This is a genomic window from Gelidibacter gilvus (genome assembly GCF_004115975.1).
Classification (GTDB): Bacteria; Bacteroidota; Bacteroidia; order Flavobacteriales; family Flavobacteriaceae; genus Gelidibacter; species Gelidibacter gilvus.
Genome location: NZ_SDDZ01000002.1, coordinates 569,897 through 586,623, shown reverse-complemented (window position 1 = coordinate 586,623; position 16,727 = coordinate 569,897). Strand labels below are relative to the sequence as shown.

The following is a 16,727-nucleotide window of genomic DNA, read 5'->3' as shown; positions in this document are numbered from 1 at the left end:
AAGCTATTGCTCATCTTGAGTTGGCAAAGAAGGGAAATGTTTTGATCTATGTGGCAGTTGATTTGAATGAATTCAAAAATAGTTCTTGAACATCTATTAGGTTGTTGTTTTTCAGATTTTCATCCCTTTTAACCATTAAGATGAATATTAATAGTCTGACATTAAGGGTAATATCATATTTTTGGTAAGTATTGAACAAAAAATCACCATATAACCCAAAAGTGCACCACCGCCAATCTATCCGATTAAAAGGATACGATTATTCGCAGGCAGGATTATATTTTATAACGCTATGTTGTCAAGATAGAATTCACCGATTCGGAAAGGTTGAAAATAATGCAATGATTTTAAATGAATTTGGAATAGTGGCATATAATGAATGGATGCATACGCCCAATATTAGAAAAAATATAACATTAGGGGAATTTATAATTATGCCCAACCATATACACGGCATTATACGCATAATGCGTATGGCCGAATCGCATTCGCCCGGCATTATGTCCAATGGGGAATTTCATTCGTCCGATAACACGTTCAATTCCGAATTACATTCGGGCGGTAACGCATCTAATGCCGAATTGCATTCGCCCAGAAATGTTGAATTGAATGCGTCCGATGATAGGGGCGTTTTCAAAACGCCCCTACGGTCACCATCACAAACCATTGGGGCAATTGTTCGTGGTTATAAATCATCGGTTACCAAAAAATTGGGAATAATGGGATTCACCGACAAATTGTGGCAACGCAATTATTATGAACATATTATTAGAAATGAACAATCTTACCATACCATTTCGGAATACATCATCAATAATCCTGCAAAATGGACAGATGATAAATTTTATAAATGATGACCTGCGACATCCTTATAGATCAAATTACGGAGGGTAACATTGTTTCTTGAATTATAACAACATTTTGAGCTTCGGAGATGCCCTTCTACCGCCCAATGTCCACATCACAATCATTTAAATAAACCAGCATTCCTTAATTCATTGGCAATTAATTCACTTAATTTTTTATAAAGTTTAGCTCTGATAAAAAGTCGGTTGGCGATTGAAAAAAAGAAATTATCGACAAGGGCATTGGAGACCGCTTCAATTCTTTTCTTTAGAAGCGCTTTGTATTTCTGTTCAAAGTTTTTCTGTGAAATGTAAGGATATAGAGGATATTTCAATTCGGCATCACTTCCGAAATTTTCTATGTCATATGTGTTTGTTGCCGCTTCAACAACTCGCATATCTGGAATAATGGGAAGCAAAAGCGGACTGCTTACTTCGCCTTGAATTTCGTTATACGAGAATCTTTTAAAAGCGGTTTCTTGAGGATAATTCCCTAGCCGTTCTTGAATATCCGGCTCCGGAACGGCAAAGTAATATCTTAAGAAACTTTGGCAATTTTGGCGTCCCAATTGATAATCATGTTGCCTAAAAGATTTGTCCAAAAATCCGGCAAAACCACTAAAAGGAGCCGATGCCAAATCATTTTCTGCTCGGACCATCTTTCCTTGTGATTGTGTTTTCCGAACCGGCTCAATAAGGTATTTGGTGTGATTGCTTTGATCAAGCGCCTCTAAAATTCCATCTTGATTGAACATGGTTTGATTGCGCAACGCTTTAAACATGCCTTTTGCAATGGAAATGAGGTCTCTTTCTGGATTTTTTGGTTCTATATCATTATCCTTATTTGGGAAAGGATCTACCATAATTACCGCATAGCGATCTCTTAACACTTCGGCCAAATTCTTTTCTTTGAGTACTTTTAGGGCAATTGCGAAGGGTTCATTATTAATAAGGCCGCCATCAATCGAGTTGAATTTATAAACCGGATTATCGTTAATTACAGGCGTGATGCCTAATTTATCTCCAAATAAATAATGCGGATAGCGCTCAACATATTTTTTTGAAATCGCAACCTCCCTAGATTTTAAGCCAATAGGGAAAGCCGCCGTACTTAAAGTTGCCTCCTTCAGGTAGCCCATATCTTTTGAATTGTTCAAATCCAAAACATAGTATAAAGCATTGCCGTCCGGAATGCCGCGTTGGTAAATGGAATTTGCGAGCCGATATCTAAAAAAACCGGCGTGGCTCGTAATTTCGGTGTTGCTTTGATCATTCCCTCCAAAACTTATCTTGAAATTTAATCCGCGGAGATTGGTTGTGGTAAGAACTAAATCCAAACTATCAGAAATATACGAGGGATAAGGCTGCAGATTTTTGAGCACCAGAGCATTATTGGCAATCTCATCAATAGGTTGGGAATTTAGCAAAGACTCTGGCTTCTCTCCTTTTTTGATATCGGTATTGGAGAGCAATTTTTCAAAAGTATCCGATTTTGCGTCATCGCCCATTTCGACCCAACTTTGATAGAAGCGATTGTTTTTTCCAAGTGGATTGTCTTTATTGGCTGGTCGATAGGTGTCATCAACCAAGTTTAATAAAGTCAAGGCACCAGTAATCCCACCTGCCGAAGCACCAGAAATCACATCAATTTCTACATCGTGCATCGGAATGGAAGCGTCATATTCTGGATGATCTATTCCTAGATTTCTATTTTTAATTTTCGCTTTTTCCCATAATTCCAAAGTCTCTAAAAGATAATCCATCACACCGCCGGCAAAAGATCCAGCAGATACAGCGCCAGCCAAGGTGAGACATATTTTAAATTTTGGAGTAGCGCTCATTCTGAAAATCTCTAAAAATTAATAAAAGCGTAGGCTGTTTTTAAAAAAAAGTAGTGAGACGGATGATATTAAAAGTTGGTATTTTGTCTCAGTTTCTAAGATACTATTTTTTTATCGTAAATTGATTGTTAGATGGTTAAGATGAATTAAGAGGTTTTTAATAAAAGCTGAATCTTTTAACGATTTTGCGGCAATTCTTCATTTGTATTGGTCTCAATAAAGTTAAAGCCCTAACAGAACGATTATCGGACACTTATGGAAATTGAGTCCAAAGGAAATTAGTGAAGAGCTCTGCAATTCAAAAGTTAATAGATACTATGACCGGAAGAAATAATTAAATCTGTCGTCGGTTGAAGCAGTGTATTTAAAATCCAACACTACAGTTGTTTTTTTGGTTCTAAAGGAAAAAAGACGTGGTATGCCACTAACTATCTTACATCTAAAATAGCTTAAAACTCTAAATCTTCAATGGCAATAACACACCAGCCACTAGTATTGACAAGCACCCAAATCTCGTTTTTTTTGATTTCAAAATGGCCAATTGTAAAATTTTCAACCTTCCCCAAAATCGAAATGCCTTTTGTGGTTTCCAGCTTCGATGCCAGCTTGGCATTGAGACCGTCGATCTTTTCCTTCAGGATAGGCATTAAATCAACGCTTAAGCTTTTGATTATTTTTTTATAAATAAAGGTGTTAAGCACGGATTTTAGGATGCTTGTCGCCATCCAATGGTCGCCATGGCTGTTTATTTTGTAGGCTTCAACATATAATTCTAGGGTAGAGACATTCAAGCGTAACTGCACTTGTACCGTTACATGAATATCTTTATTGTTAAAGAGTAGGGTAAGGGTCTTTAACTTTATCTTAAGTTCCAGATTATATGGAGCGGCATGACTTTCGTCAAGGTTTAGATCTAATATTTTAAAATAATTAGTGGTTTTACCATTGGCGCCCGTTTTACTGACGTTGGTGCCCACAAATTTTTTCTTCAGAAAAGCTTCAACGGTGGCAAAATTTATGCGCAATGGTAATGTCATTGAAATATTTTGATCGGAGTTTTTTGTCTGTGTATTCATATCGGGATGCATTGAAGGCAAAATGATAAGTTAAGATAACTATCAAAATGATAAGAACTCATTGCAGATTTTTGTTGCCGCTAAAGACTGAACGCTTCCTTTCTGAAAAGTGAATGACTTTTGGAATTTTTGTAATGACCCAACTAAAACGGTCGATACAGGGTATATGAGAATAAAATCGACATATCATCATCCATTGCCGTTAACATATATCTTGTTGAATTTATGTTTCATTTCGATGTTTCCAAGCATGACTATTTCAGCGCCATCAGGAAGTATCGTATGTGACGATAACGACGTCACGACTTCAGAGTTTTCTTTAATGGCAATGACCGATAATCCCGTTTTAGCGCCAATATCAGATTCTGCAAGAGATTTACCTTCTAATGATTTTGGAATCGGGATGATAAACAAGGTAAAACCCTCCCCTAGAATAGTTAGTTCCTGACCTTTAGAAATCGATAAAACGGCTTCAGAACCTAATGTGGAATAGCTTAATACAAAATTAGCACCTGCTTTTTGAATAATATCAACATTCCGAGCTTCGGAAATACGGCTCACTATTCTTACATCCTTGTTCAATTGACGACAATAGGAGGCGAGATAAATGTTCATAGTGTCGTCATGTGTCGACAACAATACCGAAGGAGCTTCTAGAATTCCTGCTTTTTTGAGCAATTGGTAGTCGGAGGCATCACCCGAATATACTTTATTGCAAAAAGGACTTACTTTTTTGCAAACCTCAGGATCCTTATCCACAACATTTACTAAGACGCCATTTTTATGTAACGCTTTTGCCGCCGCCAAACCTACCCGCCCCGCCCCAATTAACAATACGGGATGCGGATTTACAGTGTAATCATGAAAGAGCTCATCAATGTTTTGAAGCTGTTCTTTATGGCCTATAATGACCAAAATACTTTCTTGAGTGAGCACTTCATTACCGGTTATAGGCTGCAATCGGCCGCGCTCCCAAATGCCCACAATACTGACTCCGAATCTTTGTCTTAAATCGGTCTCTCTGATAAGTTTCGACACCAAAGGGGTGTTGTAAATTGGTAATTCTGCGATCAATAGATCTTCATATTGACCTATGGCATGAGACTCTGCGTGTTGGGTGTTGACCCTGTTGGCCAATTGTTCGCCCAGCCATTTTTTAATTGGCAACACGTGGTCTGCGCCACTTAGTTGTTGCACATCTACCGATTCAATAAGAGTAGCAATGGCAACAATGGGAATTGTGGGGGCAATTTCCCGAATAGTGAGTATGATTTTGGTGTTTAAAAAGTCATCTCTATTGATCAAAACCAGTTTTGCATCATGAATATTGGCAAGGATAAAAGTTTCCTTGTCATCCAATTCCCCAAGTAATACAGGGACATTTTCATCATGGATTTTAATTGCTTTATCGAGATCGTTTTCGATGACATAATATGGGGTGTTCTCCTGCTTAAACCGCTCTGTAAGATCTCTTGCTATGACATCATAAGAACATATTAAGATGTGATTTTTTGTTCCGGCAGGAACCTGACGAAGTACCTTGTTTTTCTTTTTTGACTCTAAAAGAGGGATATAAAAGTGCCTGATAAAGGCAAAAGGCAATACAATCATTAACATAAAAATGCCAGAAAGTAATACGATAATACTGAAAAAACGACCGAGATCCGATGCAAATGTAATATCTCCAAAGCCAAGCGTACTCATTACAGTAAGTGTCCAATAAAATCCTGTAATCCAGGAGTGATTTTGGTCTTCTGATGCCATTATAAAATGGAAAAGAACGGAATAAATTACGATGACAACTCCTAAAAGGGCTAGGTATTTAAGTAAGAGCTTAGAGTTTCTTTTAAAATCTTTGTCGCCCAAATAATAGGCCAACTGACTACCGATAAATTTCATATTCTGTTTTTTTTAAACGGGGTTGCAATTTGGTCATTTCAATTCTTAATCTAGGCAATTTAATCACTGTTTTACGGATTGATCAAGAAGTTTTCAAATATAATATTCTAAAGGCCTACGAAAGTATCTTTTCAATAAAAAAAAGAAGACCAGGCATTAAAGTCATCCAAGGATAACTAATCAAAATTATTTAGAACGCAATGCTTGGAGCTTGGGTAATTTTTAAGGCTTTACCCTCATTAATTAAACTAACTTCATCATCACTTTTATTTCAAAACGGTTAAATTCAAGAGAAACATTCCGTGTCATAGGGTTGCTATAAAGCACCATTTGAATTTAGTTTTCGTGAGACATTCCAAATTCCTATTTCTTCTAGCATAGGCAAACATTGATGCTTTTCTGATCATGGTGTCTAAATAAAAGGAAGTTTCTGAGAAAGTATAAATATGGAATCATCTTTTTTGAATAAGTGACTTCTGATTGAATTGTATATTAAAGGATCCTTAGCTTACAAAATAGTTTCCAGATACGCCTCATACAGTAGTTTTACAGCTTCTTCCATCTCCTGTTGATTGAGGTGTGCAAATCCCAATCTCAATGCGGTCACTGTTCGGTTTTGGTAGAGGCAAATACTTGGAATGGATAAACCTTTTTTTCTTGCTGTCTTTTGTAAAAGTGTCAATGAAATTGGAAATTTAAATTGAATCCAGAATGCCAAACCTGAGGATGGCATACTAAAAGTGATTTTATTTTTAAAGTAGCTATGAAGCAATCCCGCAGCTATTTCTTTCCGCTCCGCAATGGTTTTTTTGGATTTGCGTTGGTACCGATGAATGTCTCCTTGGTGGATGAGTTCTCCTAAGGCTTTTTCCATCATTTCATCTGGTTTGCCAAAAATATTCAGGTATTTTGCGCCTTCTTGCAATAGATCTTTGGGCGCACTAATAAAGTTCATTTGAAATCCCGGGTTCAAAAAGCGTCCGAAAGCGCCAACATAGATGACGCGATTCCCACCGTTTTTTCTGAACAGCGATTCTTTTTTGTTTTTCACGAAGGAAAACTCAAAATCGGTGTCATCTTCTATCACAATAAAATCATAGGCTTCTGCCAATTGGAGCAAGTGCGTTTTCCTTTTTTCAGACAGGCTGACCGTTGTTGGATACTGGCATTTGGTATTGATGTAAACCAAACGTATGTCGCCGGGTTTAAAATTGTTTTCAATATAATCGATAACCATGCCGTCCTGGTCCACCGGAATCGTTTTCATTTTGGCACCTGCTTGACTATAGATCATATTGGGTAAAAAGTAGCTCAGCTCTTCTACCAAAACCACATCGCCAGTATTTATTAGTAAACGTGATAAGATGGAATGCACCTGCTCCAAGCCTGCTACGGGAAGCAAGAAGTCTTTTGAAAGATGAAATCCCCTGGTCAAATTGAGATAATAGCTCAGTTGGTCCCTAAAAAACATGCTGCCATCTGTTGTGTTGGGGAACGATTGTTTTTTCCGACGTACAACCGAGGTGTAAAAACGAACAAGCTCTTCCGATTTAATGATGCGATAATCCGGAGTCCCATCTGTGAAATAAAATTTCTCCAAATTTTCTTCCAAAGGCGTATCCAAAATAAATTCTTTTCTGAAATTAAAGATCGCTTTCTCTGGAGGATGTTGAAAAGCTTGGTGTTTTTGGACTTTAGCAGGAGATCGCTGATGGTTGATTACAAAAGCACCAATGTTGGGCAGAATTTTGATCCATCCTTGTTCCTGTAGTTCTGTCAATGCCGCCACAATTGTTTTTCTGTGAACCTGTAATTCTTCGGAAATCTTCCTGCTGCCCGGAAGTCGGTCGCCGTCTTCTAATAAATTACTTTTAACCGCATTAATGAACTGGTAGACAATCTGCATATAGATAGCGTCTTTTTTTCGACGATCTATTTTTACAAAGGAATGAAAAGGGAGGTTAACCGGACTACTCATTATTTACATTTCGGACTACCAAAGCTACTGTTTTTATCCAAATCTTTGCAATTCATTTTAAAATATTAGCGTTTAAAAAACCAGCTATGAAAAAAGTATTTGCTTCCGTTATTTTAATAGCAGCCATGTCAAGTTTTGCACAACAAAAAGAAGTGCTTCCCGATCCTGAGATACCAAGCAGCGAATTGGAGGAAATCATTATTCAGGGAAACCGACTGCAAACGCCGTTTAGCAAGGCTACACGAGATATTCAGGTGATTACACAAAAACAAATACAGGCACTTCCTGCCAAGTCGCTCAACGAGGTTTTATCTTATATCAGCGGCGTGGATATCCGACAACGTGGGCCTTTTGGGACGCAGACTGATATTTCCATTGATGGTGGTACTTCCGAACAAACTTTAGTATTGCTTAACGGCGTAAAGATGATCGATGCGCAAACGGCCCACAATATGATGAATATTCCTGTTCCCTTAAGCGCCATAGATCATATTGAAGTCTTGAGAGGTGCTGCAGCGCGGATTTATGGTATCAATGCCCTTACTGGAGCGATTAATATTGTGACCAAAAAAGGAAAGCGCTCCTCGGTTGCTGCCGACGTGCAGGTTGGAAGTTCCTTTAAAAATAAAGATGAAGGTGATGGCTCCGGAATATACTGGGGTGGGGCAGCCGAGTTTACTGGCATCTACGGCACCGAAAGCCAAAGCCAGCTTTTTTCCATTTCGCGAAGTGATTATAATGGCCAACGTTACAATTCGGCTTCTGAGAACACCCGACTTTTTTATAACGGAAATTATGATTTTGATTCCCATAACAGTATTCAGGCCATGTTAGGCTACGCCCAAAGCAACTTTGGTGCCAATGGCTTTTACGCTGCGCCTAATGACATCAATTCGGAAGAACATGTGGCCTCTTCTGTATTCAGTCTATCCTCAAAACACACCTGGGGAAATTTTACGCTTTCCCCCAGAATCAGTGATCGTTATGGGGAAGATGACTACCGTTTTTATAAGGATGATTTAAGTAGAGGGCGCTCTTTGCATTATACCAACGCCTTGATGCTCGAATTGAACAGCAGTCTGAGAACCAGCATGGGCACTTTTGGTTTTGGTATGGAATCGCGGTTGGAGACTATCAATAGTTCCAACATTGGAAGCCATAAACGCGATAACCATGGCGCCTACGCAGAATTACAAAGTGGGATCGGACAAAAATTAAAAGGTACGGTTGGCCTTTACGCCAATTACAACACGGATTTTGGCTGGCAAATGTATCCTGGAATCGATTTGGCCTATCCCATCAATGACCATTGGAAAATTTCTACGAGTTTAGGTTCGGGTCAGCGCATTCCTTCTTTTTCAGATTTATACTTAAACCAACGTCCGGGAAATGTGGGGAATGCAGCGCTTCAACCAGAAAATTCCTGGAATTACGAAGGGAACATTGCCTATTGGAGAGGAGATCTGCAGTTTAAAACGGGTTATTTCTATCGAAATATTACGGACTTTATTGACTGGATGCGGGCGGATTCGACAGAACCTTACACTCCAGAAAATATATCGGAAAATAAAATGCACGGTATTTATGGACGCCTTCAGCAGGATTTTGATTTAGGAGATGAGCAATCCATTGGTTATCAAGTGAGTTATAATTATATGCAGCCTTCTTTTAAAACGTCTACGGATACGCAATCAAAATACACCTTAGAATCCTTGAAACATCAATTTATTGCAGGCGTCCATTACCAAATCACCAATTTTTCGGTTCAAATCAAAAACAGGTGGTTGCAACGTGAGTTGGCCAATGCTTATAACATTGCCGATATCCGACTCAATTATCAAGCGCAGAATTTTATGTTATATACAGAAGTTACGAATCTCTTTAACGCCTCATATCAAGAAGCAGGTGCAGTGCCTATGCCTACACGTTGGTTTGGGTTGGGGGTGAGGTATCAGTGGCAACAGCGTTAAGGGCGGCGTTTTGATTTTGGAATCTAGAATCAAGAGCCAAGAGACAGCACCGCTTTGCTGCTAGAATCAAGAATCAAGATACTTCGACAAGCTCAGTAGCCCCCGCTTTGCTGCTAGAATCAAGAATCAAGACCACTGTGCGTGACTGTTGGGATGGCAGATCAACGGAACTTAAATTGAAGACTATTAATTAACTTTTAGAAAATAAAACAATGGATAACCAAAAGAAATGGACACGAGACGAGGTCGTGGCAATATACAACAAACCGATGATGGAGCTACTTTATGAAGCTGCTACGGTTCATAGACAACATCACGACCCAAACAAAGTTCAAGTATCCACATTAATCTCCATAAAAACGGGAGGCTGTCCTGAAGATTGTGCTTACTGTCCTCAAGCGGCACGTTATCATACCAATGTCAAGGCAGAAGCCTTAATGGGGGCGGAACAAGTCGTAGCGCAGGGGTTACAAGCAAAGGCTGCTGGTAGTTCAAGAATTTGTATGGGAGCGGCTTGGCGCAACGTCAAGGATGGTCCTGAATTTGACCAGGTTCTGGAAATGGTGCGCTCACTGAACAAAATGGATATTGAAGTTTGCTGTACGTTGGGAATGATCACCGAAAACCAGGCACAACGGCTATCAGAAGCTGGACTCTACGCTTATAATCACAATATTGATTCTTCAGAAGATTATTATGAGGAAATAATCTCTACGAGAGGCTATCAAGACCGACTCCAAACCATTGAGAACGTGCGTAAAACCAATATTACGGTGTGCAGTGGCGGTATTATTGGGATGGGAGAAAGTATAGAAAATCGTGCGGATATGTTGATTACCCTAACCTCTATGACGCCACAACTTGAATCGGTACCCATTAATGCGCTTGTTCCCGTAGAAGGCACGCCAATAGGGGAGTTGGAGCCGGTATCTATTTGGGAAATGGTGCGCATGATTGCCACAGCACGGATTTTATTGCCCAAAACACAAGTGCGCTTATCGGCAGGGCGTACTAATATGAGCCGTGAAGGGCAAGCCTTATGCTTTTTTGCCGGGGCCAATTCCATCTTTGCCGGAGATAAACTGCTCACGACGCCAAATCCAGATGTCAATGACGATATGAAAATGTTTGAAGAATTAGGATTGGTCCCGCAACAACCTTTTGAAAAGCATAAACAACCTAAAACACTAGAGGCTGAAGAAGCACGCTTTTATGGCTTAGGCGAAAAGCCCAAATGGACGCGACCAAAGCATACCATTCAGCGTAATATTGACGCACAACAGAAGAATAAAAAATAGCAGAAGCAGGTTTTTTAAAAACTATAATTTTATGATCATAAGGGTTGGCATTATTGAAATACGACCCTTTTTCTTTTGCGTACAAATTGGAGAATTTGTAGTGTTAAATTGATTTATATTCCAAATACCCCATACTCAAATATCCCTCAGGTTTCAAGTCAATGCCATGGACCCTGATAAATGCTTTATGTATTTTATCCACGTCATCAAAAGGATTGGAGAACATGCTGCTGATCTGTACAGATAAACCTGCATCTACATACTCGCCCTGCACGTTCATCTTTCGTTTGGTCTTTATTTCAAATGTTGCCATTAGTAATTGCCTTGTTTTAATTGCAGATCAAATCTTCCTCCGAGAGTTTTTCCCAACTATGAAAAACTACGTTGGCATCTTTTTCTTTAGCACTACAAGTAACGCTAGTGTTCAATTGGGAATTGAGGGTGTCGTTTTTGCGGATACCACATTTTCGACATTTATAGGTGGCCATAGTTGCAGGTTTTGGGTTAATCATATGTTGTAATGAGTCAAAGCTATTTTCTAAATGGACAAAATATGTCCGTTTGAAAAACCATTTCATTAGTACTGCAATAATAGAAGTTGCTTTTCCCATATACTGGGATTCTCAGGGAAGGAAAGAATTCTTTACTAAAATCTAAAGGATTGTTATAATTCACGGTTTAAAAGTGAATCCAGTATCCTCTTACTTATAATATTCAACAATCATCCCCAAATGCTCCTTCACATAGGCCTTAACATGTAGCGGACTAACGACTCTCACCCAAAGATTATATTTAAGGATCTCCATTAGAAATTCATAATTAGGCTCGATATGCACTTTTATTTCGCCCCAAATGTCTGGATTGCTGTAAACCAATTCGCTCGTATCGACTTCTTTTGGACGCGCTACAACTTGTTGGGAATGGTGTAAAGGGTTATTTGTCAGGTATTTGAAATGATGATTCGCCACTTGAATATGGATCCATTCAGGTGGCATGCCTGTTTTTAAAATGCCAATGGCGTTTTTGAAATAATCAAAGTCATTGAAAGGAATGGGCTGCTTAACTTTCTGCTTGTTAATTTTGAAGGTTTTTATCCGATCGTCCAAGCAAAATGCATAAATACCATACTGCTCATTATGCGCTATTAAATACCACGCTTTGTTGATTTCTTTAAGATGCAAAGGTTGAAAAAAACCAGCAATGGTTTGAAAGCCATTATCATCGTACCAACCCTGATATTCCAATTCGATTAAAAATTGTTGTTCTATGGCATGGATCAGCGGCACCAAATCCACTTGAGAACTTAAAGACGTGCGTGATATAGTGATATAATCTTTCCACGAATGGGCATGATGATGTAGGAGATAGATTTCGGTTTTTTCGTAAACTTCCTGGAGTGATTCGCTCGCTTCAGTTTCTTCTACAAAATAACCGTAATTGCGTTTATATGAAATTACCGTTTGGTAATAGGACTTAATTTTTTCCAAATCGCGCTTAATGGTTTTTTGGCCATTTTGGCTTAATTTTTCATAAAGTGGATCATCAATATTATCTACACGTAATTGATCGAGTGCACTTTGCAAATCGGTAAGCGGTACAAATCCGTTTTTTTCAATCCCATAAACTTTTGGGTTTGATACGATGCGTAAAATATAATAACGACGGAGAAACTCTGGGGTCATAGGTCTGTTTGTAAAAACGAATGTAATAATTTACTTTCATAAAGCTAAAGGGAATCGGTTTATATATATTTGACGACCTAAATTGAGCTCATGACATCCGTTTTTAGTAAAAAAGATTTTGTTGCTACCAAATGGTTTACGCTCGAAAAAATAATACAACTTGTTACTGGCGTTTATATTGTTCCTAAAATCTTTAGTGCTTTGGGTACGGTTGATATAGGAAAACTTAAGTTTGTCGAATCTGTTTTGGGGATGTTGACTCCCTTGTTTTTTCTGGGCTTATCTGCCATCTGCATTAGGGAAATTGTTTTTAATCCAAAACGTTATCAACTTATTTTAGCCACGGCTTTCTATCTGCGATTGATCAGTTGGATGGCTGTTTTTATTGGCATCATCCTTTATTTTAGTTTAACCGAAAACAGTCCGTTAAAGGGCTTGTATCTTATTATTGCTTTTGGTTATTTGTTTAAACTGACTGATGTTTTTGAATATTATTTACTGGCTAAAAAATGGACAAAAATAATATTCATCAGTAAAATAGCGAGCTTAAGCGTTATAGTGGCCTTACAATATTATGGGGTTAAAAATCAGTTTGATGTGTATTATTTCGCCAAACTTATTGTTCTGGATTTCTTTATTCAAGGTTTAATTTATACCATCATTCTTAAACATAAAAAGTTGCTTTTTTTTAAGCAATGGAAGTTTTCTTGGACTTTGGGTAAATCGTTATTAAAGATGTCCTTTCCTTTAATAATCTCTAATAGCCTGATCATGTTCTACATTACCATTGATGAATTGTTTCTAAACTATTTTCATGGCGATCATGCCAATGGGATTTTTGCAACCGTGCAGTTTTTGGTGTTCGTTTTGAGTTGGAATATCGGTTTTTCTATCATCAATGCCTTATATCCTTCATTAGCTGAATCCTTTAAAGAAGAAGCTATACATTATCAAAATAAAATAAAAGTGCTTTTTAAAATCATGCTGACTTTTGGGGTGTGCATTGGTGGTTTTTATACACTATTCGGAGACTATATTTTAGATGCTTTTTTCATCGAAGCTTATGCCGAAGCCAAAACACCTTTATTGATTTTTTGCTGGGCGCCACTTTTTGTTTTTATAGGAATGATTTACGAAAAACATTTAATCAACACCAACGATTTACAGAAAAACGTTTACCGATTTATTCTTGGTTGTGTGTCAAACGTCATTTTATGTTATTTATTGATCCCAATTTGGCATGTCAATGGTGCTGCAATAGCCGTTTTAACAAGTCATTTTATAACCAATATTGTGTATGTATTTTTAGATACTAAAAGCAGAAAAGAGGTAGTATCTCTATTTTAACTTGATTTGATTTTCGAAACATCAAAATATTCACAAAATAAAGTCACCTTTATCAAAAGTGACCGTATTTTTACAAGTTACGGTTAGTAATCAAACTATTATCAGAACATCATTATGGCAGATTTTATTTCAAAATTCATATTTATTGGATGTGTGTTTTTATCCCTATCATCCTGTAAAACGGACCACTCAAAAGCTGAACAAATAGTAGAGGCTGACACCTATGTGGTAGAGGAGAACTGGGAGGATCGTAAATTTTCTATGTTTATTCATTGGGGACTTTACTCCATACCTGCTGGTGTTTGGAACGAACAGAAAATAACAGGTTATAGTGAACAAATAAAAGGGCATGCAAAAATCCCAACTGACGACTATCGAGAACTGGCTGCTCAGTTTGATCCCATCCATTGGGATGCTGATACTGTTGCGCTTTTGGCGAAACAAGCCGGGATGAAATCCATAGTTTTAACTGCTAAACATCATGACGGCTTTTGTCTGTTCGATTCCCAATTCACCACATTTGATGTTGTTGATGCCACGCCATATAAGAAAGACATCGTTAAGGAATTAGCGGAAGCAGCTAAACGTCACAATCTTAAATTTGGAGTTTATTTCTCGTTGATTGATTGGGATTATGAGGGTGCACTGCCATTTGAATCTGTTGATAATTCAGATGCCATTCCGCCCTTGCATCATCAATATAATTTGAATCAAATTGAAGAATTACTGACGAATTATGGTGATATCTCTGAAATATGGTTTGATATGGGCTCTCCAACTTACGACCAAAGCAAAGACATGGCAGCACTCGTCAAAAGATTACAACCCAATTGTATGATAAGTGGGAGAATTTGGAATGATCAGGGCGATTTTGTCGTTATGGGTGACAATAAGCAACCCGATTTTAAAATGGGAGTGCCATGGCAAACGCCTGCTTCCATGTTCAATGAAACCTGGAGTTACCGTTCTTGGCAGGAGCGAGGTGATGTTGATGTTAAAGTGGCTGAAAAAATCAAAGATTTGCTAAAAGTAGTCAGTGCTGGGGGAAATTATTTATTGAATATTGGGCCTAAAGGGGACGGAACCGTTATTCCATTTGAAAAACAAGTGCTTGCAGGCGTTGGGGAATGGCTCAAAAAAAATGGAGAATCCATCTATGGCACAAGAGCAATCGCTCTCCCAGAGCAAGACTGGGGAATGATTTCCGCTAAGCCAGGTAAACTATATCTACATCTTTTCGATTTTCCGGAAAACAACAAGCTTACTATAAAAGGCCTCCATGCAGATGTTAAGAAAGTATATTTACTAGCTGACAGCTCTATTTTATTGGAAAGTAGAATGACAAACACAGGTTATGAAATTGATTTGACCAATAAAATTGTCAAAGACACTTACGCAACCACACTAGTTCTTGACTATGAAAATGAGTTATCAATTACTCCGGAAAATGTTATCACAGCAAATGAAAATAATGAGTTTCTTCTGACCGCAAAGAATGCCGAGAACTACCACAGCTATAGTGGGCATGATTATTATTCGACGAAAGCTACAGTGATTGAAATGAAATGGTACGTATTAAGTGATTCAAAAAAATCATCTGAAATTAAAGTAAGATTTTCGGCTCAGGAAAAAAACAAGTATAAACTTGTCATTAATAACCAAGACTATATAATTTCAACTGTAGGTTCTGATAGTGATGAAGACAATCACTTATATGAATTGACCATCCCATCGGTAGTTCTGAACGTCGGAAAAAATATAAACGACATAGCATTGCGTTTAGAGGATCAAAGCAATCCGCATCGTGGTTTGGCTATTGAGAAATTGGAAATACTGATGAAGTAATTACTCACTTCATTCTAATTAGGAGTTGCGCTGATATATTGGTTTTCTTCGCAGGATATCCATTGGTTGAAGTTTAAAAGCAACACGAATTAATTAAAACCTTTCATGGCCGCTATTGTGCCTACCCATATAATGACGCACGAAATAAATATCCCTATGGTATTGGCCAAAAAAGCCTGCTTGCGTTCCAGTCCAAAAAGATAACCTGCAATGGTTCCTGCGTAAACTCCAGTTCCGGGAAGAGGGATTAATACGAAAATCATAAGGCCCCAAAAACCGTATTTCTTTACATTCTTAGCGGCACCTACTTTAGCACGTCGTGCGACAAAAATCGCGGCCTTTTTGTAATAATACCATCTAATAAAATAGCGATTGATAACATCAAGAAAAAATGTCATAATAGGAAACACCATCACATTGGCAATAAAGCAAAAAATAAAGGCCACATAAATATTTACCCCATTCAGCAGCGCATATGGAATACCCACTTTCGCTTCTCCTAAGGGAGAAACACTCCAAAGCATAGCAATGAATAAATCAGAAATCATTTCTTCGTAATTAGAAGCGGCAAAAATAACTCATTTTCAAAGGTCTATACTGAAGTGATATATTAAAGTTTAGCCAAAAACATCACTTTGATACAATAAACTGCAGCCTAATAGAATAATAACTCTATTTCATCATAAAGACGGATGATGAAGACGGCTTTGACAGTAATTTGACAAGTGATATTTCCGAACGCTAATAAGTTTTCATTTGGTTTGATATTCGTTCAATCTGATTGATTACACCTTTAAAATAACAGTTAGTTAGGCTTTGCATTTGAAGTTTCACGCACATTTCTGAAAATAAAAATAGTGTTGTTTCGGCAACAAAAACGGGCGAATGACATCGCAACTATTTATTGTCGTAGCAATTGGAAAATAATCTACATTTATACAAAAAA

At 37.9% G+C, this 16,727-nt stretch carries 13 protein-coding genes; 5 read left to right on the top strand and 8 right to left on the bottom strand.

Features of this window, described 5'->3' with window-relative positions:
- Nucleotides 1-341 precede the first annotated feature (341 nt).
- Complete coding sequence (locus ESZ48_RS06425) at nt 342-854, top strand: transposase (protein ID WP_223266375.1); 513 nt, start codon at nt 342-344, stop codon at nt 852-854.
- Nucleotides 855-967: 113 nt separating this feature from the next.
- Here ESZ48_RS06425 and ESZ48_RS06420 read toward each other — a convergent pair whose 3' ends face one another.
- From ESZ48_RS06420 to ESZ48_RS06405, 4 genes are all read right to left on the bottom strand, one after another.
- Nucleotides 968-2,686, bottom strand: coding sequence for a hypothetical protein (locus ESZ48_RS06420; RefSeq protein ID WP_129016493.1), 1,719 nt, complete (start codon nt 2,684-2,686; stop codon nt 968-970).
- 449 nt (nt 2,687-3,135) lie between these two features.
- Nucleotides 3,136-3,762 (bottom strand): hypothetical protein, encoded by a 627-nt coding sequence (locus ESZ48_RS06415; protein ID WP_190246206.1) that lies wholly within the window; start codon nt 3,760-3,762, stop codon nt 3,136-3,138.
- A 189-nt stretch (nt 3,763-3,951) separates the two neighbouring features.
- Entirely contained in the window at nt 3,952-5,661 is a 1,710-nt protein-coding gene (locus ESZ48_RS06410; RefSeq protein WP_129016491.1) for a potassium channel family protein, read from the bottom strand.
- Nucleotides 5,662-6,169: 508 nt separating this feature from the next.
- On the bottom strand, nt 6,170-7,567 hold the full coding sequence (locus ESZ48_RS06405) for an aminotransferase-like domain-containing protein (protein WP_190246205.1): 1,398 nt from the start codon (nt 7,565-7,567) through the stop codon (nt 6,170-6,172).
- 158 nt (nt 7,568-7,725) lie between these two features.
- Here ESZ48_RS06405 and ESZ48_RS06400 point away from each other — a divergent pair, with 158 nt between their 5' ends.
- Both ESZ48_RS06400 and bioB read left to right on the top strand, forming a co-directional pair.
- On the top strand, nt 7,726-9,609 hold the full coding sequence (locus ESZ48_RS06400; RefSeq protein ID WP_129016489.1) for a TonB-dependent receptor plug domain-containing protein: 1,884 nt from the start codon (nt 7,726-7,728) through the stop codon (nt 9,607-9,609).
- A 212-nt stretch (nt 9,610-9,821) separates the two neighbouring features.
- Nucleotides 9,822-10,907 (top strand): biotin synthase BioB, encoded by a 1,086-nt coding sequence (gene bioB / locus ESZ48_RS06395; RefSeq protein ID WP_129016488.1) that lies wholly within the window; start codon nt 9,822-9,824, stop codon nt 10,905-10,907.
- A gap of 103 nt (nt 10,908-11,010) precedes the next feature.
- Here the strand turns inward: bioB and ESZ48_RS06390 are convergent, their stop codons facing one another.
- The 3 genes from ESZ48_RS06390 to ESZ48_RS06380 form a co-directional block, all read right to left on the bottom strand.
- Entirely contained in the window at nt 11,011-11,220 is a 210-nt protein-coding gene (locus ESZ48_RS06390) for a DUF6140 family protein (RefSeq protein WP_129016487.1), read from the bottom strand.
- 16 nt (nt 11,221-11,236) lie between these two features.
- Nucleotides 11,237-11,518, bottom strand: a complete 282-nt coding sequence (locus tag ESZ48_RS06385; protein ID WP_129016486.1) for a hypothetical protein — start codon at nt 11,516-11,518, stop codon at nt 11,237-11,239.
- 90 nt (nt 11,519-11,608) lie between these two features.
- A complete protein-coding gene (locus ESZ48_RS06380) occupies nt 11,609-12,589 on the bottom strand; it encodes a helix-turn-helix transcriptional regulator (protein ID WP_129016485.1) in 981 nt (326 codons plus the stop codon).
- A 90-nt stretch (nt 12,590-12,679) separates the two neighbouring features.
- On the opposite strand from ESZ48_RS06380, the gene ESZ48_RS06375 reads away from it, so the two are divergent.
- Together ESZ48_RS06375 and ESZ48_RS06370 are read left to right on the top strand one after the other, a co-directional pair.
- On the top strand, nt 12,680-13,936 hold the full coding sequence (locus ESZ48_RS06375) for a flippase (protein WP_129016484.1): 1,257 nt from the start codon (nt 12,680-12,682) through the stop codon (nt 13,934-13,936).
- Between the two features lie 114 nt (nt 13,937-14,050).
- Nucleotides 14,051-15,781 carry an alpha-L-fucosidase gene (locus ESZ48_RS06370; RefSeq protein ID WP_129016483.1) on the top strand — a complete coding sequence of 577 codons (1,731 nt, stop codon included), beginning with the start codon at nt 14,051-14,053 and terminating at the stop codon, nt 15,779-15,781.
- An 89-nt stretch (nt 15,782-15,870) separates the two neighbouring features.
- Here the strand turns inward: ESZ48_RS06370 and ESZ48_RS06365 are convergent, their stop codons facing one another.
- Nucleotides 15,871-16,329 carry a COG2426 family protein gene (locus ESZ48_RS06365; protein ID WP_129016482.1) on the bottom strand — a complete coding sequence of 153 codons (459 nt, stop codon included), beginning with the start codon at nt 16,327-16,329 and terminating at the stop codon, nt 15,871-15,873.
- Nucleotides 16,330-16,727: the final 398 nt, after the last annotated feature.

Coding starts and splice junctions, on each gene's coding strand:
- ESZ48_RS06425 (WP_223266375.1), top strand. CDS start 342: ATGATTTTAAATGAATTTGGAATAGTGGCATATAATGAATGGATGCAT.
- ESZ48_RS06365 (WP_129016482.1), bottom strand. CDS start 16,329: ATGATTTCTGATTTATTCATTGCTATGCTTTGGAGTGTTTCTCCCTTA.
- ESZ48_RS06405 (WP_190246205.1), bottom strand. CDS start 7,567: ATGCAGATTGTCTACCAGTTCATTAATGCGGTTAAAAGTAATTTATTA.
- ESZ48_RS06380 (WP_129016485.1), bottom strand. CDS start 12,589: ATGACCCCAGAGTTTCTCCGTCGTTATTATATTTTACGCATCGTATCA.
- ESZ48_RS06420 (WP_129016493.1), bottom strand. CDS start 2,686: ATGAGCGCTACTCCAAAATTTAAAATATGTCTCACCTTGGCTGGCGCT.
- ESZ48_RS06400 (WP_129016489.1), top strand. CDS start 7,726: ATGAAAAAAGTATTTGCTTCCGTTATTTTAATAGCAGCCATGTCAAGT.
- ESZ48_RS06375 (WP_129016484.1), top strand. CDS start 12,680: ATGACATCCGTTTTTAGTAAAAAAGATTTTGTTGCTACCAAATGGTTT.
- ESZ48_RS06385 (WP_129016486.1), bottom strand. CDS start 11,518: ATGGGAAAAGCAACTTCTATTATTGCAGTACTAATGAAATGGTTTTTC.
- bioB (WP_129016488.1), top strand. CDS start 9,822: ATGGATAACCAAAAGAAATGGACACGAGACGAGGTCGTGGCAATATAC.
- ESZ48_RS06410 (WP_129016491.1), bottom strand. CDS start 5,661: ATGAAATTTATCGGTAGTCAGTTGGCCTATTATTTGGGCGACAAAGAT.
- ESZ48_RS06390 (WP_129016487.1), bottom strand. CDS start 11,220: ATGGCAACATTTGAAATAAAGACCAAACGAAAGATGAACGTGCAGGGC.
- ESZ48_RS06415 (WP_190246206.1), bottom strand. CDS start 3,762: ATGAATACACAGACAAAAAACTCCGATCAAAATATTTCAATGACATTA.
- ESZ48_RS06370 (WP_129016483.1), top strand. CDS start 14,051: ATGGCAGATTTTATTTCAAAATTCATATTTATTGGATGTGTGTTTTTA.